Raw genomic sequence first — 23,587 nt, 5'->3', positions numbered from 1 at the left:
CTCGTTGGTGATCTCCGTCTGGCAGAGGCGCGAAGCAGGTATGGCTCGTGCACATGCGCGCCGAAAGCCATGCGCTCTGGCATGTTATCGGCGCGCTGTTTGCTAAACAAAAGCGGCTGTAAAGGTGATGCGTATTCCCGGCCTTTTACGCGTCGCGGACGCTGCCACCATAAGCTTCCGGCACCAGATCCTGCTCGGTAACCGCGTTCATCCGGAAACGTTCAGGGCGCAGAACATGTGGAACGATGCGGACACGCTGCAGAAATGCTGTCGCGTAATGGAGCGTGATTTAGGCTTTAAGGTCGACAACGGCAGCTGGCATATGGATGAGTTTGGTGACCTGCACCGTACCCCACGGGACATGCCCGCCGCGCCGCGTGGTGCAGCGCGCCGTGAGATTTTTTCCGACCGTGAAAGTCTTCACGGGTACGCCGTGCGTGAAGTGCGCGACGTCATCAGCAAGGCACAGCAGGATGACCGGCTTGACTGGCCATGGCTGCACACCATGCTGCATACCCGCGGTCTCGGTCTGCGTGAGCAGAGCGGCGGACTGGCTGTTTATGATCTGCTTCAGCCTGACGGTGTGAGCGTAAAAGCGTCTGACATACATCCGGCCATCAGTCTGCCGGCCATGGAGGCGAAGTGTGGTGAATTCTCTCCTGCACCGCCAGCATTTGATCCGGAGCGTCCGCAGGATGGCATCACCGGTATCCTGAGTCACTACAATCCCCAGCTTCACGTCCGCGATCAGGATTTGCGTCAGGAGCGTCGGGAGGCGAGGGCGGTGGCCAGAGAAATTCTGCGCGCCCGTTTTGACGCCTACCGTGAGGGCTGGGAAAAACCGGACCTGAGGGCGCGTGAGCGGTTCCGTCAGATCCACTCACACTGTGTGGCCATGAAAGCACATGTCCGTAAAACGGTCCGTGACCCGCTGCTGCGCAAGCTGATGTACCGCATGGCCGAGTTTGAAAAGATGAAAGCCATGGCCACTCTCCGCCTGCAACTGCGTGAGGAACGCCAGGTGCTGGCGGAAACCGGCATGTTCAGGCCACTGTCATGGAAACAGTGGGTGGAGCGTGAAGCGGTAAACGGTGACATTGCCGCACTCAGCCAGATGCGCGGCTGGGCCTATCGTGAAAAACGCAAAGCCCGTCAGAGTGAGAAGAACAGTCCCACTCCCGGAGCCGTCATTGTCTGCGCTCATGGTGATGACGCGCCGATTTTCCGCTCCAGTGAGCATGACACGCAGCTGCGCCGCGACGGTTCCGTTACCTACCTCAGAAACGGTCAGCCCGCTGTCACGGATTTTGGAAACAGGGTAGAGGTGTATACCTCCTCTGATGCCCGGTCTGAGCGTTTCAATAACGATCTTGCTGCTGCCCTGACAGCCTGGAGAAGTGAAGGTGCCCAGTTTGTGAAAGGCAATGCTGACGCGGTCAGGAGAGTGCTGTATTCCGGTTCGATGCATAATCTGCAGGACAATGACGGCCGGCGTTTCACCGTCAGAGACAGTCAACAGCAGAAAAGCGTTTCAGTCACGGAGTCGTTGCAGCGCAAACAAGGCCAGGCCCTCGGGCAGCCTGCAGTTCAGATTGAGCAGGCGAGGCCACAAAACGATGAAATAATTCGCCCTGACGGGAAACTCCCGCGGCCCTAATTGCCACATCACCGGCGCCGGTTAACACCGGAATGCTTCTTTCAGCACGTAAGCGCTGAGTTATTCCCATTAACTGACAGAGGTTAATTCCCATGAGTTACATTCGGGGGCTGCAGTAGCTGACAAGCGAACTTTTCCTAAACCGCTATGATCCTTTTAAACTTCTGATCTTCTCTCTTTTAAAAAACAGTAAAGACTTTACTTTAAATGACTGACCTAAACGTCACCTGTCCTGTGGACAGTTTCCATAAGCGAACGACCTTACAGCGGACTGCGTCCGCGCCGGTTCGATGAGTCCGCTACGCGGCCTGAGGTCGCACCCGCCAGAGGCGGGCAAAAACCATTTTAGTTACATCATACATTTATTCACTTTAATAAGGGCAGGGAGCTGTACCTGATAACCCATCGCCCTTCTCCCCCATAAAAAGCCGCCCCCGCCCCGGCCCAGGGGCCGGAACTGGAGTGGCTTCTAATGGATGATGTAAATACAGACTATTGCATTGCTGTAAGTCGTGTCGCTGCAGGGTACAGTGAACACGCCCGTAAGCGGCCCTTACGGCCCGCTAACGCGGAGATACGCCCCGACTGCGGCTGCGCCTTGTCGTGACCACTCCGACGGCGTACAGTGGCTTTCGTGCTGCGGTAAGCGGGTATGGCTAAACAGCTACCGTGTTAAGTTCCGCATCCGTCGCTGAAATTTTTGATGATCACCCCCCTAAGCGTCAGCAGCAGGCTGCCGACGCCAAGGCCGCGGAAATCACGCCCTTCACGTCGCAGGCGCCGTGAAGACCGCTCACCGGGGTTAAAAGGGGTTACATAAGCTTCTTCACTGCTGAAAACCCGCAGGGCTGTTCAGGGAAAGGTAGGGTATAGCACGAATTATACGTCTGTAACCGGCTACGCCGGGCGTACGGCGCCGTTCAGCTTCTGTGCCATCTTTTACTTCATCTGGCGCCTTCATGCCGCTGAAGCGGCATTCTGAATACGGCTATCACTGCCGGGGTTAACTCAGATTTAAACGTCCGCTTTGTGCCAAAAGCGGACATTGGTAGCTGGTAAAAGCTGTAGTGATACTTCGCCGGAGAGAGTAGACCTGTCCGGTTTAGATATCGAAGAATATTTATCTGATTTCGTTTTTTGCAAAACTGCTGTTTAGGTTTTTCAGCACTTCATTGATACCTCTGCTTACAATCCGGTCTTCCCGCATGACTGTCCCGAGAGTCCGGTGAAAAGAGGGCATCACAGAGTAAAGATCGAGCCCCGATCTTTCCTCAATGCATGCAACGGACATTCTGGGAACAATGCTGTAGCCAAGACCGGCACGGACCATTCTTTTAATAGCTTCGATACTGCCAAGCTCCATGACCGGGCAGGCAATATGTCCCGTCTCCCGGAACCACTGGTCAATCAGGGCGCGTGTCCCGCTTCCCGGTTCAAAGATAATCAGCGGCAGCGGCAGCGGCAGCAAAGCGCCCGGATTCCATATTTTCGCACTCGGCTCTGATGCATCCTTTTCCATGATGACAACAAACTCATCCGTACCCAGCGGGATGATGCTCAGGTTTTTACCTGCAGCTGGCAGAGTCACCAGGCCAATATCTATACGATTTTCCTCCACGCCCCGCACTATATCGGAAGTGTTACCTGTGCGTACGTCCACCTTCAGCAGGGGATGGGCCTGCCGCAGTTGCTGTAGTAAGGAGGGAAGTAAATGAATACAGGCCGTTGCGCCTGTGCCAACAGTAACAGTGCCGGTTATCTCATCAGAATGCTGGCACACCGATTCAACTGCTGTACTTACCACTGCATCAATTTTCATGCTGTGCTCAACGAGAGTCAGCCCGGCTGGCGTGGGCCTTACTCCCCGGCTGGTTCGCTCAATAAGCCGGACCTGAAGCGCCTGCTCCAGTTGTCTTATATGCAGGCTCACTGCCGGCTGCGACAGACCAAGTGCTTCAGCCGCTCCGGAGAAACTGCCCCGGCTGACGACCAGTCTGAAAGTAGCCAGGTGATCGAGGTTCAGGTTTGCCATGCCAAAATTTTCCTTATACCGCTGATAAGTCCTGCTGCCTGTCTGAAATTATTCATTCCGGTTAGTCTCTGCTTATGACCGCAGAAGGAGCCGTACCGATGGAAATAACCGAAGCAGATGAACGACATATTCCTGCCATCCAGCAGATTTATGCTTATCACGTATTGCATGGCACCGCCACTTTTGAAACTGAACCGCCGGATCCGGCTGAAATGACAGCCCGCCTGAAAAAGGTGCGTGCAGCAGGACTGCCTTGGTTTGTGGCTGTTGAGGACGGCAATGTCCGCGGATACTGCTACCTGTCACTCTACCGGGAACGGTGTGCCTACAGATTCACCCTGGAGAATTCTGTATATATTGCCCCCAACTTTCAGGGCCAGGGGATCGGAAAAAAGTTGTTATTGAGTGCGGTCACATGGGCAGAGGACCGTAGCTTTCGCCAGCTCGTGGCCGTAGTTGGAAATAGCGAAAATAGCGCCTCTCTTGCCCTGCATCGCGCGGCAGGCTTCAGCATTACAGGAACGCTCAGATCTGTGGGCTTCAAGCACGGACGCTGGCTTGATACGGTCATCATGCAGCGTACGCTCGGGCAGGGCGACGCCACATTTCCGGAGAGCACGGGTTGACTGACGGGCATCTGACAGGCCGCACCATTTTCTGCATTGGCATGACGCAGCTAATCAACTGGGGTATCACATTCTATATGCCGGGGGTCTTCGGGACCGCCATCATGTCGGAGACAGGCCGGTCACCAGTTGTGACATTCTCCGGGCTGACTATTGCCATGCTTGTTATGGGGCTTGTCTCGCCACTTACCGGCCCCCTTATAGCACGTACCGGCGGGCGTACGGTGATGATAGTGGGAACCTTCGTCATAGTCCTCGGTTGTTTTCTGATGGCTTTTACCCATTCAACAACATCGTGGGTTGCCGTCTGGCTCCTGATGGGAGCTGGCATGCGACTTGCCCTGTATGATGCCGCATTTGCGCTGCTTGTAGAAATTGCAGGCGCAGAGGCCCGTCGGGCAATCACCCTGGTCACACTGCTGGGTGGTCTCGCGTCAGTCGCGTTCTGGCCTGCTGGCGCTGCGCTACTGCACTTTACCGACTGGCGGCATGCCATTATCGTTTACGGCTGTGCAGGCATTGTCAGCCTGCTTTTTTTGACCACCGTTCCGGCAGGTTATCGGCGTCAACCTCCCGTTGTCGGGCAGCCCGCTCTTCAGGCGATCGGACCAGCAGAAGACCGGAAAGCCTTTATCAGCGGCCTGTGGTACGCCACGCTGAAAGCGCTGATAAGCTTTGTTTCCACCGGCGTGTCCGCTCATTTTCCTCAGATACTGGCCGCTTATGGTATGCCCGCCGTAGCGGGTATGTTGTGGGGGGTGGGACAGGTGAGCGCCAGACTGCTGGACGTGGCTTCCGGTGCACGTACTTCAGCGATCCGTCTGAGCCTGTTTACCGGCATTATTCTGCCATTATGCTTTCTGGTTGGCCTTGCAGGGAATGTTACCCCGGTGGCTACAGCCATCTTTATTCTGAGTTACGGGGCTGTAAACGGACTGAGTACGATCATTAAGGCCGTCCTGCCTCTTGTGCTGTTTGATCCGCAGCAGTATGCCCGTAAAACAGGCTTACTGCTGTCACCCGCTTTTTTGCTCGCGGCGCTCGCGCCGTCAGTTTACGCCATACTGCTGGAGCAATACGGCACACCCGGCACGCTGCTTTTATCTGCCATCCTTACCCTGTTCATCACGGCGATTTCCATAGTGATCTGGCGTCGTCATCCTTCCTCTGTTGGACCAAACCGGGATAAGGGCGAGCCATCCATTCCGGGGAAAAATATTTGAAGCTGATTATATTTCTATTATTCTGGAAATATAGTTCAAGGAGGGCGTATGGATTTAAAAACAGCAGCAAATGCGCTTCGGGAGCTGGGGCACCCGACCCGTCTTAGCGTATACCGGGAGCTGGTGAGAGCGGGTCATGACGGCCTGCCAGTCGGTGTTCTGCAGAAGCGCCTCGGTATTCCGCCCTCCACGCTCAGTCATCATATTTCGGCGCTGATGTCCGCGGGCCTGATCAGCCAGGAACGGCAGAGCCGTACCTTGTTTTGCAGACCTTGCTATACGCAGCTTGAACAACTGATGGCCTTTCTTACAGAAGAATGCTGCGCAGGCAGTAGCTGCAGCCTGTCACCCGCGACGACTCACGAAGAGACCTCATTGTGAATGACATGAACGATACCCTGAAAAATGTTGATACTTCACTCCTGGACGTGCCGCTGACGGAAGATAAGCTGAGGGCTGCAGAAGTGGCGCACCCGCCCCGCATTCTGATGCTCTACGGCTCGCTGCGGGAACGATCTTATAGCCGGCTGACGACGGAAGAAGCCGCCCGGCTGCTGACGGCAATGGGTGCAGAGGTCAAAATTTTTAATCCGTCCGGTCTGCCGCTGCCTGATGATGCCCCTGAAACGCATCCCAAAGTTGTGGAACTGCGCGAACTGGTTCTCTGGTCGGAAGGCATGATCTGGTGCTCCCCGGAGCGTCACGGCGCTATGACCGGCATCATGAAGGCGCAGATTGACTGGATACCGCTGACGTCAGGTGCGGTTCGCCCGTCGCAGGGAAAAACCCTGGCCGTCATGCAGGTCAGCGGCGGCTCGCAGTCTTTCAACGCAGTTAATCAGATGCGCATTCTGGGGCGCTGGATGCGTATGATTACTATCCCGAATCAGTCATCCGTGGCAAAAGCCTGGGCTGAATTTGATGAAGATGGTCGCATGAAGCCTTCGCCTTACTACGATCGCATCGTGGACGTAATGGAGGAGCTGATGAAGTTCACTCTGTTGACGCGCGGGCGCAGTGAGTACCTGACCGATCGCTACAGCGAAAGGAAAGAAAGTGCCGCGCAGCTCTCTGAGCGGGTTAATCAGCGCAGTATATGAAAAAAGCCGGCATCTGCCGGCTTCTGTTTTTGCGTCTCCCTTCCTGCCGGCAGCACACTGAAAAAATCAGTGGCTGATCCGGTTTCCGTGTTCATCAATGACTTTTTCGCCGTCCTCTTTCGTAAATGCTCCCTGCTGCGGGTCAGGCAGAATGTCCAGAACCGCTTCAGACGGACGACAGAGTCTTGTGCCGAGCGGCGTCACAACCACGGGGCGGTTGATGAGGATAGGGTGAGCCAGCATCGCATTCAGCAGTTCATCATCGTTGAACCGGTCTTCTGCCAGCTCCAGCTGCTCATACGGCTCTGTATTTTTGCGCAGCAGGGCGCGTGCGCTAACACCCATATCAGCTATCAGCTTTTTAAGCTCGTCGCGGGATGGTGGCATCTCCAGATACAAAATCACTGTTGGCTCCACGCCACTGTTACGGATAAGCGCCAGAGTATTACGGGACGTTCCGCAGGCCGGATTGTGATAAATAGTGATATCAGTCATAAACGGTACTCCGTTAAGGAGCTGCACAGACGCAGCCCCGGGGTTAAGGTTGAAAAGACAGGCGCAGGGCCAGCGCCGCCAGCGTCACAAAAAGTACCGGCAGGGTCATCACAATGCCCACGCGGAAGTAGTAGCCCCAGCTGATGGTGATGTTTTTCTGAGCCAGCACATGCAGCCACAGCAGTGTCGCCAGGCTGCCGATGGGTGTGATTTTCGGGCCGAGATCGCAGCCGATGATGTTGGCGTATACCATTGCCTCTTTCACCACGCCCAGAGCCGTGCTGCCGTCAATCGAAAGCGCGCCAATCAGCACGGTAGGCATGTTGTTCATTACGGAAGAGAGTGCCGCAGTCAGGAAGCCGGTGCCAAGTGTGGCGCCCCAGACGCCGTGCTCAGCAAAACGGTTCAAAGCAGCAGAGAGGTAATCTGTCAGGCCGGCGTTACGCAGGCCATATACCACGAGGTACATGCCCAGCGAGAAAATGACTATCTGCCAGGGCGCACCTTTCAGCACCTTGCGGGTGTCGATAACCTGTCCTTTTTGGGCAACCAGCCAGAGAACAAACGCCCCAACCGCTGCTACCAGGCTGACCGGTACTCCAAGGGGCTCAAGGCCGAAAAATCCGACCAGCAGCAGAAGTAAAATAAACCATCCGGCCCGAAAGGTGCGCATGTCGCGTATAGCTTCCGCTGGCGCTTTCAGCTTCGCCAGGTCATAGGTTGCCGGGATCTCTTTGCGGAAAAACAGATGCAGCATCACCAGGGTAGCCACCACGGAAGCAATATTCACCGGCACCATGACGGAAGCATACTCACTGAAGCCCAGCTTAAAGAAGTCCGCCGTGACGATGTTGACCAGGTTCGACACGATCAGCGGCAGGCTGGAAGTGTCCGCGATAAAGCCCGCTGCCATTACAAATGCCAGCGTGGCAGCCGGACTGAAGCCCAGCGCCAGGAGCATGGCAATAACGATTGGCGTCAGGATAAGCGCCGCGCCGTCATTGGCGAACAGCGATGCCACTGCCGCGCCCAGCAAAATAATATAGGTGAACAGCAGCCTTCCTCTGCCGCCTCCCCAGCGGGAAACATGGAGTGCTGCCCACTCAAAAAAGCCGGACTCATCTAACAGCAGGCTGATGATGATGACCGCGATAAACGTGGCCGTCGCATTCCAGACAATCTGCCATACCGCAGGAATATCACCGATATGCACCACGCCGGTCAGTAGCGCCAGAGCGGCCCCGATAACGGCACTCCAGCCAATACTCAGTCCTTTCGGCTGCCAGATAACCAGTACCAGCGTCAGAACAAAAATCGCACCCGCCAGAAACATATACTCTCCTTTAATACTGCACCTGTCAGACCTGGCGCAGAGAACTTAAAGATACACATACGTTAAAACGCATATGAATAATTAAAAAATTTAAATGCAGATTGGCTTGCCGTTGGTGGTTACATTGTCCCGCTCAGCCTGCTGGCTGAGCTGCAGGATGTCATCCCGCTGGCACAGATAAGCCTGTTCAATTACAGCTGCCGCCCAAGCGGGCATATGAGGTGACAGCCGGTAATGAATCCACTTGCCATCACGCCTGTCGATAAGCAGACCGGCGTCCCGAAGTAATGCAAGATGACGAGAAATTTTGGGCTGAGATTCTCTGAGAGTAGATGTGAGTTCGCAGACGCAAAGTTCTCCCTTTTCCTGCAGCAACAGCACCAGACTGAGCCGTGTTTCGTCAGAAAGCGTTTTGAAAAGCTGTAGAGGATTAAGCTGAAGCATTACAACTCCTGTTTAACAAACAGTGAGCAGTATCGCTAAGTAGGGTGTAGCGAGCAACTATACATTCGGTAAAACATATATTTTTGGTGGTTTTTTATCTTGCAGGTCAGATATAGAGTACGTCGATAAATAAGTTGTAATCGTTCAAGGTCCGCTTTTCACTCATAGCGGACCTTTAGCGCCGTTCGTCCACCTTGTGCCAGAAGCGGACGTTGCTAAAACCGAGCCCCTTAAAAGGCGGGGCTGGTCAACTGTATTAATTTTTTATCACGATCGGGGATAGAGCCGCCTGAGCCCGGTGAGGTGATTTCGCCTGTCATCTTCTTATCAGAACCTGATTTTGCTTTTTTTAAAAGAGCCTTTACTCACTCAGTCCTGTGAGGATGTATAGGTAAGGTTCGGGCCTTGCCGAAAGGCCGGAAGGAATAAACTCTCCCAGCCACGCTATGGCTTCTGCGATTTTACTCAGGCTTTCGTCACGGCAGTTGCCTGTTGCCTGTTGCCTTAAGCCCGGGTTCATCCAGAAGGGAATGAATATTTATGTCCTTTTCTGCCAGAACAAAATGCAGTGCGGCTTCTCTGATAGTGACGCGTGCCCTGCCTTCATCTCGTTGTGACACAGTTATTTCCTCAGTCTGGATTTTGCAAAATCATCACTCACTGTGATGATTACGGAGGTGTTGACTGTCGGACAACAATTGGCTGTGTATGCTCAAAAAACTTTCGTCGAAAAAAGCGATTTGATCTGCAGCATGCCTTTCGCTACATGCTGTTATTAAAGCGTATGAAATAAATGTTTTCTGAGAGAGAAGAAATGAAATACTTTAAAAAAGGGGCAGGGTGGCCCCGTATCAATGGTTCTGTGTTGCTCTTTTATTATTATCACCTTTATGGTTAAGGGGCTGTCTGTTACAGGTTATCGTCATGGCTATTTATTTCTTTAAAGTAAACCCGGAGTTTTAAACTGTCACAGCGAAAGGTTAATGCCTTTTAAATGAAGAAAACTTGCGGGCATGTTTTACTGAAGCCTCCGGGTTTATTAATTCATCCGGTTATTAAATGCGGGATAATGGATGCGAAGGCGTTTTTCCCGGGGTTGAGTGGTGCTCCGTAAGCGACTTCATAAAATGCTCATAACGAAAATCCGGTCAGTGAAAAAAGAGCCCCTCGCCTCAGAGCGGGGTCGAACCAAATACACGGCTCCAGGCTTCTTTAGCGGCAGGAGCCAGCAGGCAACTGCACTCCAAAATTATGTTCTGAAAAAATATTTCACAAGCGAGGCGGCAGATGGTAATCCGACAGCAGCATCCTTACCCGTCCCGCAAAAAATTTCACGCCGGAACGACAGTTTTTCGAAAGTGAATAATGATTTATCTCTTGCTGCATAAAGATGCGACTCAGTTCTGAATTTTTACTGACGTATGCTGCTGCAGAATGCCATACCTGCATGTTTATATAATTGTCTGCCGCTGACCTGACAGGCCTTCACGTCTCTACCGGTTGAGTTAAGTTTACTGAAATTGAGTTAAAAATAATTCAGGATAATTTATGAATACCACATCGCCTAAAAAAAGGTTAGGTGCCAGACGATTACCTTAAGAATAATTCACCCCATTATCCTCAGGCATTAAAGAGAAAGGGGCCGTTAAGTGACTTACGTCAATAAAAGTCATTATTTTTATACTGACGACCAAAACAGGCATAACGATTACATCTTTTTGGCCGATAAACAGTTGAACCCTGAGGTGATATATGGCTCAGGGCATTATTCAATACTGGGGTGAATTAAATGAATATTATAAAAAAAGTTACGAGCTTAAAAATAGGCGGTAAACTGGGGCTGGGCTTTACGCTGGTCATACTTGCCTCTGTTATCATATCGGCGCTGGCGCTTCGCTGCTTTTTAAGCATTCAGGAAAACTCGGACAAGCGTGACGTCACCGTTCAGATGCTGGACACGCTGGCAAAAGCCAGGCTTAACCGCACGCTTTTTCAGTACACCCGCGAGAAAAAATTTATCGACCTTAACGGCGAGGCGATGAATCAGCTTTTTGGTTTACGGACCAGCCTCAGTAAATATGCGTGGTCGGCCGAAGGGGGGGAGAGGCTTTCTCTCCTGAGCACGATTCTGACGCAGTATCAGGGAAAGCGTCAGGCCTTTCTTGAAAGCAGTGACAGGGCTGCGCTGGCGCTGAGTGAAGTACATACGCTGGGTCTGGCCTCACTGGCTGAAAAACTGGCCGCCCGCCAGACTTCCGTTCCTGCTGATATTGTTGCTTCCCTGCTTTCTGTCAGTTTCAAAACAGAGCAGGCGGCATTTTATGTCCAGGAATTTATCAGACAACCAGAGGCTTCTACGCTCGATAAATTCAGGGGGGTGAGTGACACAATTTCTCCGCTTCTGAACCCGCTCAGAGGCATTTCTGAAAGCGCACTGGCTGCAGTACTGGCGGACCTTGAGCAGAAAATGAGTTCGGGCTCCGCAAAGTTAAATAATTACCTCCTTTCAGTGAGGGCTGAAAGCCTGGCCTCAGCTGAAATGACCGAAGCGGCAGGCAAGCTGAACCAGTCCATAACGGACCTTGCGTTCTTTCAGTCAGAGCTGGCTGCGAAGTCTATCCAAACCGCATTCTGGCAGATTGGCTTTGCAACCCTTGCCTGTATCATTCTCAGCCTTCTGATTGCCTGGCGGATGACGCGGAGCATCACCGTCCCGCTGAGAGAAACCCTTTCGTCTGCACAGCGCATTGCTGAAGGTGACCTGACCTCCGAAATCACCACCTCCCGTACCGATGAGCTCGGCGAGCTGATGTCTGCCGTGGGCGCGATGAACCAGAGCCTGCGTAACATCATCTCCCGGGTAAGGGACGGCGTGAATAACGTTGCCCGCGCCTCATCTGAAATTGCGGCCGGCAACACTGACCTGTCCTCACGCACAGAGCAGCAGTCAGCTGCGGTGGTTGAAACCGCTGCCAGTATGGAAGAACTGACGTCCACCGTTAAGCAGAATGCGGAGAATGCTCATCACGCCAGCCAGCTGGCCACCGAGGCGTCACACAATGCCAGCCGCGGCGGGGAAATCATCAGTGACGTGATCAGCACTATGGGCGGAATAAGTCAGAGCTCAGGTAAAATCGGTGAAATCATCTCCGTCATTAACGGCATCGCTTTCCAGACGAATATCCTGGCGCTCAATGCCGCGGTCGAGGCGGCAAGGGCAGGAGAGCAGGGACGGGGATTCGCGGTCGTTGCCGGTGAAGTCCGCAATCTTGCGCAGCGCAGTTCGCTTGCTGCGAAAGAAATCGAGGCGCTGATAAGTGAGTCCCTGGACCGGGTGAGTAACGGGACTGAACTGGTTAACCGTGCCGGCGTAACGATGGAGGATATCGTCAAGTCTGTGACGCAGGTCAGGGACATAATGGGCGAAATTGCCGCTGCGTCTGACGAACAGAACCGCGGAATTACCCAGATAGCGCAGGCCATGACGGAGATGGATACCACAACCCAGCAGAACGCTGCGCTGGTTGAAGAGTCATCCGCAGCGGCCAGCAGTCTCGAGGAACAGGCGCTTGAGCTTGAAAAAACGGTTGCCGTTTTCCGTGTGCCTTCTTCCGGACTGTTGACGCCGGGGGCTAAGGTGGCCACGCCCGTGTTAAAGCCTCTGCCAGCCGTCAGAACGCCGGAAGCAAACTGGGAAACGTTCTGATAACCATCCTGCAGCCAGAGCCGGGCTGAACCACAACCTCATCTGGCTGTATCCTTCAGTGCGCGGTGAGGTAGTTAATGTGTGATGGAAACTGTGGCAATCTACCGCATGTTTATATTGGTAAAGCGGTGGAAGCCCTTTTTTATGATGCTGAATCAGTCAGCCGGACGAAAGTCATTGCCAGGTTGAGTCTGCTGTTCAGGGAAGATCCTGACCCTGTAAGGCAAAACGAGATAATAAGTGCCCTCATTCTTCTCAGTGAGCCCGTCAGTACCAAAACAGGCTTGCAGGATTAGCGGACGTAAACTTTCTGCGCTCACGTCCGGTTTATGCCGGAAGCACATACCACCTGATTTGTATGCAACTTATTTTAGGGAACAGGTTATTAGCTTATGCATCACTGAACTGAGGCTCTGGCTGATTTCAGCCGGGCCGCAGAACAGTGATTAGTTGAACACACCCTTAATCACGGCGGTCACAACCGCAGTGCTTAACGTAATAAGCACTAAATCATCGCCCACGGCACGCCACTCATAGCCCGGGTAATGAGGCAGTGCATTTATCATTGATGCTGGTAAATTTTTCCTGGCGATACCCGGTGGCAATGGTTTACCACGCGCAACTTTTTTAGCGATTCCCGGCGGCAGGGACTGATAGCCTACCAGGCCATATTTGATGGCAAGGGCACGTGCACGGGAAAAGTTGATGTCAGATTCAACATGATCGGGTTGTCTGCCATTCTTACGATATCCATGTTCGTTCTTCGACTGTGTGTAACCCTGCCCTTTGTTTCCGTGCGCGCCGTTATTACCGTGACTGCCATTGCCATTGCCATTGCCATTGCCATTGCCATTGCCATTGCCATTGCCGGGATTTGCATAAACAGGTGCAGCAAAAACGGCGAAACCTATTACCAGCGCTAAGGCTGCTTTAAAAGTGCGTTGTGCAAGCATGAAAGATTTCCTCAAAGGTATTCATCACTTCATCGAAATATAGGACGAGGCTGCAATCTTCACCATCTCATCACGTCTGAAATCAAAGCCTCTTAATGGATTGAGCAAAAAAATGTTAGTGGTACGGCAGTAGATTAATAAATGAATGGTCTTGCGGCTTACTGGTGAAAGAAAGTCGCATTTAAGTCATTTCAGATGAAGTATTTCCGGAAAGGTAATTTCGTTTGTTCATTATGTGATGCGGAATTTCCTGGCTGTAGATGCAGGGAAAAGCAATGGCGATAATCAGCGATTATTAGTTGGCTGTTCCAGTGACTGCTTAACGCTCATAGCGGACCTTCAACTCAGTCAGCCTGTCCGCTCTGTGCCAAGAGCTGACAGCACTCACATAACTATGAGTATCTAAAATAAATAATCAGCCTGATCTAATATGTCATCTTATGCGATTTGGTCATATTAAAGGAAAGACAATTTAAATTTAATCACTCAATAAGACACTTAACTACAATTGATTTTAGCGAAAACCTTAAGTATATTGTGAACCCTATAATTTATGGGGGGTGTTTCCTGTGGAGCATTATTTAGAGCCGTTGAGGTTAAAGAAGAAATCCTTAATTGATGGCCGCCAAACGTCTATTACTGGTTTTGATTTTTGTTCAGAGTGTGTATTATTGCAGGACAGTGACTTCCTACAACTTACTGAATATATAAAAACAAACCCCAGTGAAATTGAAGGTGATTTAATTGATCAAGTTAAATTCGAATGCACGAATAAAATTAAAAATATAAGGATTAAACTAGAAAATAGCGCTCTCACCAACGAGGAATATGTAAACACATATTTGTTTTATAAGCCTGAAATAGAACATGCAGACGCTGCTCTCCATATTAATAGCATTGAAGATTTCATTGGTATTTATAAAAAAGAAGCATTTGATAGCTTCAACTTTATAGGGGCAACATCTATATTTTATAAATTAATTTATGCAAAGGCTCTTTCCTATGAAAATATACAAGAAAACGCCATTTATTATAGAATTAGCAAGTTATTGCTCGATAAGTATATTCGCGAGTATGAAAAAAATAATTTTGATTACAAATCCTTAGTGGTATCTGATGAAGTAAAAGAGAAAATAAAAGACTTGTGTGGTAACAACTATTTATGCAGATACGGGCTTTTTAAAATTGATTTTGATAATCAATATATTACCAAGGATGTATTTCCTTACATCTCTGATAAAAATCATAATGGCACCTATCTTATTATCGACAGTAAGAATAAAAACCTTATGGATTTATTCAATGACCTAATTGCAAATGGCTACATATCAAGATATTTCGTTTAAAATTAATTCAGTTAAGAATCAACTTGTCTCGCTTGAAGAAAGAATGTATGGACAGAAGTTTTCGTTCAATTTTGACAGACTGCCTGACCTATCTCTTTTCTATGATATTAATGCCCAAAATGATAATTTTTGGGTTGCTGTGGTGAAAGAAGAAAATAAGTTTTCTATAATCTTTGAGGAAACTCTAGAAGACACATTTTATGATAAATAACTGAATATTTTTACTAACTTAGTACACGTAGAAGTAACAAAAATAAATGGAAGCGATGTAATTAGTCATATTGATCATGAGTATATAGTTTATGATGTGGACACTTATTTTAAACGTTTGGATGATCCAGCAGTCAAAGGAGAGCATAAAATAAAAACGTTTAAAATAGATAATGCAAAAATCCCTATAAATTATAAACACCAAAACATGAATGTACTTTTTTTTATGGTTTATGAAAGCATGAATAAAAAAGACTTGGTCAGAGAATACTTCGAGGATATAAGGTAATTTGACAAGCTAAAATTATTTTAAATAATCTTGGTCGTTCTGATATGCAAATTGCGTGATGAAATAACACTTCATCACCAAAGCTATCAGATTATGTATGAGTCAGTATAAGGTGCTCCATCTGTTATTAAAGTATAGCAATACGCATAATATACACTTAGGTTCTGATGAAAATGTATAAATTTCCGCTTTTCGCTCATATGGGACAACCATAATCACATCTCCTAACCCAAAGGAGATTGAGCATGACAACATCCCCCTGGAACAAGGGCCGTATTATTGGCCAGAAACGGCCTCTTCAGATCTCTCATATCTGGGGTATCCGTATCAGACTTGAGCTGGAAGGAAAAGTACGCGATTTAGCTCTGTTTAACATGGCTCTGGACAGTAAACTTCGGGGCTGTGATCTGGTAAAGCTAAAAGTTTCTGATGTAGCCTATGGCCACTCTGTTTCGGGCAGAGCGACAGTGCTGCAGCAAAAAACTGGAAGTCCTGTACAGTTTGAACTTACTAAAGGAACAAGAGAGGCTGTAGCAGCCTGGATCAAAATGGCTCATCTACATAGTAGCGACTATCTATTCCAGTCCCGCGTCGGTTCTTCACGACATATCTCAACCAGGCAATATAACCGTATTTTTCATGGATGGATTGATAAGCTGGGTCTCGATGAGACTCTGTACAGTACCCATTCTATGCGAAGAACCAAGCCATGTCTGATCTATAAAAAAACGAAGAATCTTCGAGTGATCTAGCTACTTTTAGGTCACAAAAATCTCGAAAGTACCGTCCGTTATCTCGGTATTGAAGTGGATGATGCCCTGGAGATATCTGAGTCTATTGAAGTTTGATTTAGGAGGGCTGCAACAGCAGCCCGGTGCCAAAAGGAGACATCATTTGAGGAATATACAAATTAAAAAATGAAAGCACGGTTAGATATGCTTTCATGCCATCCAACTGGCAACGATTTTAATCAACCTTACCAGCAATCCGATCAAATAAAACCTCAGGATCTATAGTTTGAGTTCTGGTGCGCATCAGCGACAGTTGTCTGAAATGCGGGCTGCCATGAGCTATTACGGGCAAAAGCGCAGCGCCAATTGCAGGGGCCATAGCTCCAAGACGCGCACTTTCTAACCGCGACGTGTCTCTTGTTTTTCGGGCAGAGACAGAAGGAAGTAATGGATAGGTGCGATCAACCAGCGAGGAAAACAGCGCTGAAGGAAGATAGCCCCCAATCAAAATTTTCTGCGGATCGAACATGTTTTCAATGACTGAAATAAGGATACGTAACCGCTTACTGTTGCATTCCAGCCATGACATCAGCTGACTGTCTCGTTGAACGTACAATTTTTCAAGATAGCCGGGCTTTTCAACCGCATCCAGGTCAACGTTCAACGTGGTTGCCAGCTCCTCTAATGAGAAAGGGGGAATATCGCGGGGGCACTTCGTTAACTCAGGTGGCCAGCAGATCATCCCAATCTCACCCGCATTGTTAAACGCCCCCTGAAACGGCAGACCGTCGACAATGATTCCGGCACCCAGTCCGTGACCGACAAAGATATAGACGTAATGCGTCATTCCACTGGCTGCCCCCGCATGGCGTTCTGCTATCGCAGCGGCAGTCGCATCATTCTCAACAATAACCGGTACCCCACAGCGCGCTTCAAGCCTGTCGGCGACGGGAATCTGGCTCCACGACTGCCAACCCGGTGCACCGACGTACTCCTCGTATCCGGCCTCCTGCAGGGTCGGCATCGCGATGCCGGTTCCCCACACAGGTATCCCCTCACACTTCAGCGTCAGATCGGCAATGACGTGGGCGATGGTGTCGAGGCTCGCTTCAGGATTATTCCACTCCATTGGCGCGTGCAGGCTGGCTAACGCATTTGCGGCAAGGTCACAGGCGACAGCAGTAATCCCTTTCCGATCAAGATGTATTCCTAAAGCACAACCTGCGCGATGATTAAGCCGCAACAACTTTTGCGGGGCACCGCGTCGGTGTTGCAGGCGCCCTTCCTCACTGACCAGCCCACGCTCAAGCAAATCCTTTGTGATGTTAGTAATCGTTTGAGGCTGGAGTCCTGTTGCGTTGACCAGGTCCGATCGCGATAGCACACCAGCCGTACGGATCAGATCAAAAACCAGCCTGCGATTATAGCGGCCTGAAAAGGCATGGTTATTACCCGGGTATGCCACAGTGCTTTCGCCTTTTTTAAATCCATTAAATGGATAATAGAATGGAGAGCCTAATCACGTCCAGCGCTCAATTTTTAAAAAAATCGATTTTTGTCATAAAAAAATCATAAAAGCCCCGTTTAATTGCCCACATTCACAATTTAATTAAACCATTAACTGGATTTAAATGCAGGAGTGTGCCGACAATGAGTAAGGTGTTTTATTCCCTGGTCGCGTTGACCGTCAGCGCGTTATTAATGACGGGCACCGCCAGTTCTTCTGAGTTGGTGATTTACACGGCTCACGGTGAAACGACGACATCACCTGTCCTTGAGATGTTTAAAAAAGTGCATCCGGAAATTAACGTCACACTGGTAAGAGGCGGTACTGGCGAAGTGGTCGAAAGGCTGCGCGCCGAAGCAGGCAACCCTTCAGCCGATCTCCTGTGGGGCGGCCCCACACAGATTTATGATGAAAATGCGGCTCTGTTCCAGCCTTATGAGAGCAAAACAGACAGTGCAATGGTCACCGCAGATCCACGTCATATCTGGCATCCTTTTACCCTTCTTCTGCAACCCATCATCGTGAGTACGAAGCGTGTCCCTTCAACAGAAATGCCGTCCTCGCAGGCTGATATGGTGACAGGAAAATGGCGAAAACAGGGGACATTGATCATCCCCGATCCGGCCCGTTCGGGAACCGGTTATACCCTGATATCGGCGCTTGCCGGACAGTTTGGTTGGCCGTTTATCAGCAATTTGGTCAAAGGTGCACGGATCGCAGCAGGCTCCGATGATGCCTTCAACGCCGTCCGTGATGGCGAAGCCGCGGCAGGCTGGATAAACGAAGATTTGGGCGCTAAATGGAAAGCCAACGGACTGCCGATCAGCATTGTTTATCCCACTGATGCGGTGACCGGTCAGATTGATGCACAGGCTGTCGTTCAGGGCGCTCCTCATCCCAATCAGGCCAAACTGTTTATCGACTTTCTCGGACAGAAAGACACGCATGAAAAAGTCAGGGATCTCACGATACGTCGTTCAGCCCGCTCAGATGTCGCGCCTCCCGCTGCGCTTCCCGATCTGAGCACGCTCAATATTATCTCGCCACAGGACCCTAAACAGGTTGTCGTCGCACGTTTTCAGGCGGCGTTACCAAAATGAAAGGGCTTCGTGATTCATGGCGCTGGTTCACCGTCCTTATGCTGCTGTTCTGTGGAATAACCATCCTCTGGCCTCAGGCTCGCCTGCTCAGCGCATCATTGCTGAGCGACAGTGGCAAATTTACCCTTGTAAGTCGGGCTGGAGGGCTTGACGCCGTTCCGGAAATGACTCGCGACTATACGCTGAAAACAGATAAGGATGGCGTGACGGTGACAAAACGTGGCGATGAACCACTGCGTTTTGTCGCCTCGGGCACAAATAAAATAGTGATTCACAGTACATCGCCGCTCAGCGTTACCTCTGCAAGCCGCGGAGAAATGCATTTAGGCGTGGGCAGCGACACTTTACTCCTGACTCAGCAAGCGCCGCGAAGCCTTTTCAGTCGAACAGCGGCAAAATCGCTAACGGCTACCTTGCAGCCAGACGGAACAGTCATTCTCGGGCACGCGACGAATGCATTTATCACAGCAGAAAATCCGACGCTGACCTATACGCTCAGCCATTATTTTGCCTTTATTGCCACCAGTGAAACGCTGCACGCTACCCTGAACAGCCTGATGATTTCCTTTTTTGCCACGACGCTCGCCGCGTTAATTGGCGTTTCGCTGGCCTATATGATCGCGCGCTTCAGAATTGCAGGCGCCAACGCGCTTGTTTTCATGGTGACAATGGCATCGGTTTCTCCCCCTTTCCTTGGTGCCTATGCCTGGCGGCTTCTGCTGGGACGCAACGGGATTGTGACGACGTTGCTGGACTTGCAGACGTCAATTGTGGGCATTTATGGGGTCACTTGGGTCATCACCTGGCTGGTTTTTCCGGTTATATTTTTGCTCAGTTACAGCGCCTTTCGGCAACTGGATGCGTCCCATATTGAGGCAGCAGAGTCTCTGGGCGCATCCCCCTTACGTGCCCGTCTGACAGTGGAGATTCCGTTAGCCATGCCGGGAATCGTGACAGGGCTCTATCTGGCGATGATGGCGGCCCTGTCAGACTTCGGCACACCGCGCATCATTGGTCTTGATTTGAATGTCTTACCTGTACTGATCTATAACGCGTTTCTGAGTGAAGCGGGAAGAAACCCTGCACTGGCGGCCACGGGTTCAGTGGTTCTGGTTACGATTTCCAGCCTTTTTCTCATGATGCAGCAGCTCTATCTTTCACGTCGTGGGTATGCTGCCGTTTCATCACGGCGTCCCAAACAACGCGAACTCTCACGTGCAGGTCACTGCCTGACCCTTATTCTGAGCGGCTGTGTTCTGCTGCTGGCCTTTGTCCCGCACATCACTGTCCTGGTTACCAGCTTTGTTAAATGGCGTGTGGGCCTGCCAACGCTGACGCCCACGCTGGCTAACTATATAACCATGTGGCAAAACGGGTTGATGCCCGCATGGGTCACGCTGTCACTGGGTCTTTCGGGCACGCTGTTTGCCTTTGCCGGTGGACTGGGCGTGGCTTACGTTCTGGTGCGTAAACGCTACACATTCCTTGCGCCTTCGCTTAGCGGTCTTGTCATGTTGCCTTATGTTATTCCTGGAACCGTGCTGGGCATCGGGCTGATCCTGATTTTCAATCAGGCACCTCTGCAGCTCACCGGGACGTGGTTTATTCTGGCACTGGCTTACGTCGTCCGAAACCTGCCCTTTACCGTTAAAGCGTCTGAAGCCGCACTTCGCCAGGTTCATCCTGCTCTCGACGAAGCCGCCATCAGCTTAGGTGCCAGACCCGCTCGCGTTTTTCTGACCATCACGGCCCCGCTAATGCTGGCCGGGGCACTCACCGGTGCGACGCTGACTTTTTTACATATCGTCACTGAACTGTCTTCGACAATCGTCCTCTATCGTCCGCCCTGGAAGCCCATGACGGCCGTAATATTTGAAAACACGCTGGTCGATGCCGATTTTGGCATTTCTGCAGCCCAGACGATTTTGCTGATGCTGATTATCTATGTGCCACTTTATGCCGTTGTCCGCTACGGGCAGTCGGAGAGGAACAATTATGTCTGACATTCATCACGACGCAGCATCGCGGCGAGGCTGTGAGGTGACTATTCAGTCTGTATCAAAACGCTACAGCACGCATCTTGTTCTGGATGATGTCTCAATGACGATCCGACCGGGTGAGTTCTTTACGTTGCTGGGCCCGTCAGGCTGCGGTAAAACGACATTACTTCGTTCAGTGGCAGGCTTTCATGCGATTAACAGCGGCCACATCTTATTTGACGGCGTCGACGTGTCAACACGCGCCCCCTGGGACAGAAATATCGGTTTTGTCTTCCAGAACTACGCGCTGTGGCCCAATAAAACCATCTTCGATAACGTGGCTTACGGACTTAAGTTACGGAAAATCAGTAGAGAAGACATTCAAAAGCGGGTTCGCCTTGCACTGGCTCAGGTGCAGCTTCGCCATGTGGAAGACCGCTATCCGGCTGAAATGAGCGGCGGCATGCAGCAGCGCATCGCAATGGCCCGCGCACTTGTTATCGATCCGCCACTGTTGTTACTGGATGAGCCGATGTCCAACCTTGACGCAAAACTCCGCGTCTCGTTAAGGCAGGAACTGCGTGAATTACAGCAGCGCATCGGTGTGACCGCTATTTATGTCACACACGATCAGGAAGAGGCGTTGGCGCTGTCTGACCGCATTGCCGTGATGAAGGGAGGAAAAGTCGATCAGCTCGCCTGCCCGGAAGCGGTCTATTCCCGTCCCGAAACGCGCTTTGTGGCAGACTTTGTCGGTCAGGCCAACTTTATCGACGGCGTACTGGAAGACCAGGGCTTCAGACCGGATGACGGTCCTTTTTTAAACATCATCGATCCGTCACGCAGAGGACGAGCAACCTTTTTCGTGCGTCCCGAAAGCGTTCACTTTTGTGAGCCGGGCACTGGCGCCTGCGACGTGACCGTCACGGATGTACGTTATATTGGCCGCGCATGGGTTCACACCTTGTCATTCAGCCCCCTGCACAGCCTCTCAGCTGAAGCCAGCGCCCCTCTGCCGCGCGGCAAGCGAGTTGGCATTACGTTTGGCAACCCACGTTTTATGAAGGAGGAGGCATGACAAAAAATGACCTCGACAGACCTCGCCTTCTTCTGGCGGCGAAACGCGCAGCCCGGGCAGGCGGTGCTGAGCTGGTTAAGCGCTTTGGCAGTCTGGAAGACACCGACATCAGTAAGAAAGGCACCGCAGATTATGCTTCTGCCGCCGATCTGGCTGCAGAAAGCATCATCTTTTCGCGTCTTAACGAAGACGCGCCGGGTTTTGGTTTCCTGGGAGAAGAAACGGGGTTTACCCGCGGCCACCATGCGCAATACTGGGTCGTCGACCCGCTGGATGGCACCAGCAATTTTATCTGGGGTATCCCTTACTTTGCGGTCAGCATTGCGCTCTGCGATGACGAGGGGGAAATACTGGGCGTTGTATACGATCCGCTTCGGGAAGAGTGCTTTACCGCCATCAGAGGTCACGGTGCCCGCCTGGATGGTATGCCGCTTCCCGGTTTGACGGCGAAAACACCGGCTGAAGCACTATGCTCAGTCTCGCTGCCCGTTCCAGGCCAGTTAAAGGTGATTGACCGGGCGGTGCTGTTTAACGGCCTGGCGCGGCTTATGGCTGAAAGCGCAGGCGTCCGGCGACTGGGTTCGGCGGCGCTCGATCTTGCCTATGTCGCGTCAGGCAGACTGGACGCGTTTTTTGAGGACGGGTTGAGTTATTACGATATCGCCGCAGGAAAATTGATTGCCCAGGAGAACGGCATTCAGGTCAGGCAATTTTCTGGCGAAGAAGCCCGTGAAGGTTCGGTGGTAGCAGCGCGTCCTGAACTTTATGACTGGTTCCATCAACGCTTTTCATAACCCCTCAGTGAGCTATATCTACATGCATATATGAAGTGCGCACAGGCAAGATGTGTCAGCCCATAGCTTTTAAAACTATTGAGCACCACAGACCTCAAGTATGCATGTCAGTAGGGTTCGTTTTAACTTCTGACCCGACTTTGACCGGTGTCGCACATAACGGACTCAGGTATTCTTTAATGTCCGCTTGGTGCCAGAAGCGGAAGTAGCAAACAGCACTTAGTGTTGATAATGGGGAGCAGGTCAAACTGACTTATCGGTTCACAGACAGCAAAGACTAAACAGTGTTGCCAGACAGCTCAACGAGAGGCCAAGAAAAACGCTGGACTGTGAATCACCCGCAGAGCGTTTTGACCGATGTGTTGCGTCCATCGGTTGAACTCACAACTCAATGCGGACTTAAACCAGAGTAACCTTCTGCTCTGACATTACCGGCTCACAGATTTAAAGATAATCTAGAAGTTAATCAGTACCAGTGATTACTGTCTCACCTTGCTGGCTTCACTCTACTTCATCCGGATTAGTGGCAGGCGGACCCACTTGCGGGACTGAGTCGTCTTAATCTAATTACTGCTTAGTTAACGAAAACCATTTCAGCAATAATATTCTTTAACTCGTAAAGAAAAGACGCTTCAGATTACCCAGCATATTACCGAGCAGGACAAATGAACGCTGCTGGCTCATGATGTTGATAAATAAATCAGTATCTGCAGCTTTCAACCACTTTTCAAACCCTGCAATGCTATAAATGCGGGATACCTCTTCAAAGTATTGCCTCATATGTTCAAGATTGTTGAGATATACCGAAAGTGAAGGGTAGCTATGAGTACTCATCTGTTCCGTGATCGTGCAGATATGCTCATGAAGTACCACTAGCTCCCTGTGCTTTTCAGAAAAATCAGGATTAGTGTTCATTTCTCTTTCCTTTTTGAGTGCCGCGCGGATGCAGTCCGGTGAGCCGTCGGTTGTGACCGGCGGCTGTGT

The 23,587-nt window shown here is 50.9% G+C and carries 19 protein-coding genes and 2 pseudogenes; 13 read left to right on the top strand and 8 right to left on the bottom strand.

Annotated elements, in window-relative coordinates:
* Nucleotides 1–127: 127 nt before the first annotated feature.
* Nucleotides 128–1,657 (top strand): TraI/MobA(P) family conjugative relaxase, encoded by a 1,530-nt coding sequence (gene traI / locus C1N64_RS21815; protein WP_394515576.1) that lies wholly within the window; start codon nt 128–130, stop codon nt 1,655–1,657.
* 1,120 nt (nt 1,658–2,777) lie between these two features.
* On the opposite strand, the gene C1N64_RS21810 is transcribed toward traI, so the two are convergent.
* Nucleotides 2,778–3,689: a LysR family transcriptional regulator gene (locus tag C1N64_RS21810; protein WP_394515538.1), complete on the bottom strand. Its 912-nt coding sequence runs from the start codon at nt 3,687–3,689 to the stop codon at nt 2,778–2,780.
* 98 nt (nt 3,690–3,787) lie between these two features.
* Here C1N64_RS21810 and C1N64_RS21805 point away from each other — a divergent pair, with 98 nt between their 5' ends.
* From C1N64_RS21805 to arsH, 4 genes are read left to right on the top strand one after another with little or no spacing between them, the layout of a single operon-like run.
* Nucleotides 3,788–4,315 carry a GNAT family N-acetyltransferase gene (locus tag C1N64_RS21805; RefSeq protein ID WP_058702411.1) on the top strand — a complete coding sequence of 176 codons (528 nt, stop codon included), beginning with the start codon at nt 3,788–3,790 and terminating at the stop codon, nt 4,313–4,315.
* Nucleotides 4,316–4,356: 41 nt separating this feature from the next.
* A complete protein-coding gene (locus C1N64_RS21800) occupies nt 4,357–5,538 on the top strand; it encodes an MFS transporter (RefSeq protein ID WP_394515575.1) in 1,182 nt (393 codons plus the stop codon).
* A 48-nt stretch (nt 5,539–5,586) separates the two neighbouring features.
* Entirely contained in the window at nt 5,587–5,919 is a 333-nt protein-coding gene (locus C1N64_RS21795; protein WP_033769959.1) for an ArsR/SmtB family transcription factor, read from the top strand.
* Nucleotides 5,920–5,924: 5 nt separating this feature from the next.
* Nucleotides 5,925–6,638: an arsenical resistance protein ArsH gene (gene arsH / locus C1N64_RS21790; RefSeq protein WP_394515537.1), complete on the top strand. Its 714-nt coding sequence runs from the start codon at nt 5,925–5,927 to the stop codon at nt 6,636–6,638.
* Nucleotides 6,639–6,704: 66 nt separating this feature from the next.
* Here arsH and arsC read toward each other — a convergent pair whose 3' ends face one another.
* The 4 genes from arsC to C1N64_RS21770 form a co-directional block, all read right to left on the bottom strand.
* The gene (gene arsC, locus C1N64_RS21785; RefSeq protein ID WP_375096462.1) at nt 6,705–7,133 is read right to left on the bottom strand and encodes a glutaredoxin-dependent arsenate reductase; all 429 of its coding nucleotides are present in this window, start codon (nt 7,131–7,133) and stop codon (nt 6,705–6,707) included.
* Between the two features lie 43 nt (nt 7,134–7,176).
* A complete protein-coding gene (locus C1N64_RS21780; protein WP_054634132.1) occupies nt 7,177–8,466 on the bottom strand; it encodes an arsenic transporter in 1,290 nt (429 codons plus the stop codon).
* A 90-nt stretch (nt 8,467–8,556) separates the two neighbouring features.
* Nucleotides 8,557–8,910: a metalloregulator ArsR/SmtB family transcription factor gene (locus tag C1N64_RS21775; RefSeq protein WP_394515536.1), complete on the bottom strand. Its 354-nt coding sequence runs from the start codon at nt 8,908–8,910 to the stop codon at nt 8,557–8,559.
* A 476-nt stretch (nt 8,911–9,386) separates the two neighbouring features.
* Entirely contained in the window at nt 9,387–9,530 is a 144-nt protein-coding gene (locus C1N64_RS21770; RefSeq protein WP_394515535.1) for a hypothetical protein, read from the bottom strand.
* A gap of 1,169 nt (nt 9,531–10,699) precedes the next feature.
* On the opposite strand from C1N64_RS21770, the gene C1N64_RS21765 reads away from it, so the two are divergent.
* Nucleotides 10,700–12,616: a methyl-accepting chemotaxis protein gene (locus tag C1N64_RS21765; protein WP_375097313.1), complete on the top strand. Its 1,917-nt coding sequence runs from the start codon at nt 10,700–10,702 to the stop codon at nt 12,614–12,616.
* 446 nt (nt 12,617–13,062) lie between these two features.
* On the opposite strand, the gene C1N64_RS21760 is transcribed toward C1N64_RS21765, so the two are convergent.
* Nucleotides 13,063–13,569, bottom strand: a complete 507-nt coding sequence (locus tag C1N64_RS21760; protein WP_394515534.1) for an anti-virulence regulator CigR family protein — start codon at nt 13,567–13,569, stop codon at nt 13,063–13,065.
* 569 nt (nt 13,570–14,138) lie between these two features.
* Between C1N64_RS21760 and C1N64_RS21755 the strand changes: the two genes are divergently transcribed.
* Nucleotides 14,139–14,915, top strand: coding sequence for a hypothetical protein (locus C1N64_RS21755; protein WP_394515533.1), 777 nt, complete (start codon nt 14,139–14,141; stop codon nt 14,913–14,915).
* Nucleotides 14,916–15,659: 744 nt separating this feature from the next.
* Nucleotides 15,660–16,262 (top strand): annotated as a pseudogene (locus C1N64_RS21750) (tyrosine-type recombinase/integrase).
* A gap of 118 nt (nt 16,263–16,380) precedes the next feature.
* On the opposite strand, the gene C1N64_RS21745 reads toward C1N64_RS21750, so the two are convergent.
* The gene (locus tag C1N64_RS21745) at nt 16,381–17,610 is read right to left on the bottom strand and encodes an ROK family transcriptional regulator (protein WP_022623068.1); all 1,230 of its coding nucleotides are present in this window, start codon (nt 17,608–17,610) and stop codon (nt 16,381–16,383) included.
* A gap of 185 nt (nt 17,611–17,795) precedes the next feature.
* On the opposite strand from C1N64_RS21745, the gene C1N64_RS21740 reads away from it, so the two are divergent.
* The 5 genes and pseudogenes from C1N64_RS21740 to C1N64_RS21720 form a co-directional block, all read left to right on the top strand.
* Complete coding sequence (locus C1N64_RS21740) at nt 17,796–18,752, top strand: extracellular solute-binding protein (RefSeq protein ID WP_375124730.1); 957 nt, start codon at nt 17,796–17,798, stop codon at nt 18,750–18,752.
* On the top strand, nt 18,749–20,755 hold the full coding sequence (locus tag C1N64_RS21735; RefSeq protein WP_054634136.1) for an ABC transporter permease: 2,007 nt from the start codon (nt 18,749–18,751) through the stop codon (nt 20,753–20,755). Before C1N64_RS21740 ends, C1N64_RS21735 begins: the two co-directional genes overlap by 4 nt.
* A complete protein-coding gene (locus C1N64_RS21730) occupies nt 20,748–21,809 on the top strand; it encodes an ABC transporter ATP-binding protein (RefSeq protein ID WP_014606777.1) in 1,062 nt (353 codons plus the stop codon). Before C1N64_RS21735 ends, C1N64_RS21730 begins: the two co-directional genes overlap by 8 nt.
* Nucleotides 21,806–22,603, top strand: a complete 798-nt coding sequence (locus C1N64_RS21725) for an inositol monophosphatase family protein (RefSeq protein WP_022623065.1) — start codon at nt 21,806–21,808, stop codon at nt 22,601–22,603. Before C1N64_RS21730 ends, C1N64_RS21725 begins: the two co-directional genes overlap by 4 nt.
* 247 nt (nt 22,604–22,850) lie before the next feature.
* A pseudogene (locus C1N64_RS21720) lies at nt 22,851–22,982 on the top strand (IS30 family transposase); the annotation flags it as partial.
* A gap of 230 nt (nt 22,983–23,212) precedes the next feature.
* On the opposite strand, the gene C1N64_RS21715 reads toward C1N64_RS21720, so the two are convergent.
* On the bottom strand, nt 23,213–23,518 hold the full coding sequence (locus tag C1N64_RS21715) for a hypothetical protein (protein ID WP_324030707.1): 306 nt from the start codon (nt 23,516–23,518) through the stop codon (nt 23,213–23,215).
* Between the last annotated feature and the right edge of the window lie 69 nt (nt 23,519–23,587).

The sequence above is a fragment of the Pantoea sp. SGAir0215 genome (assembly GCF_043543215.1).
Note: the sequence above shows the minus strand (reverse complement) of the source record. Positions and strands in the feature narration are given on the sequence as shown.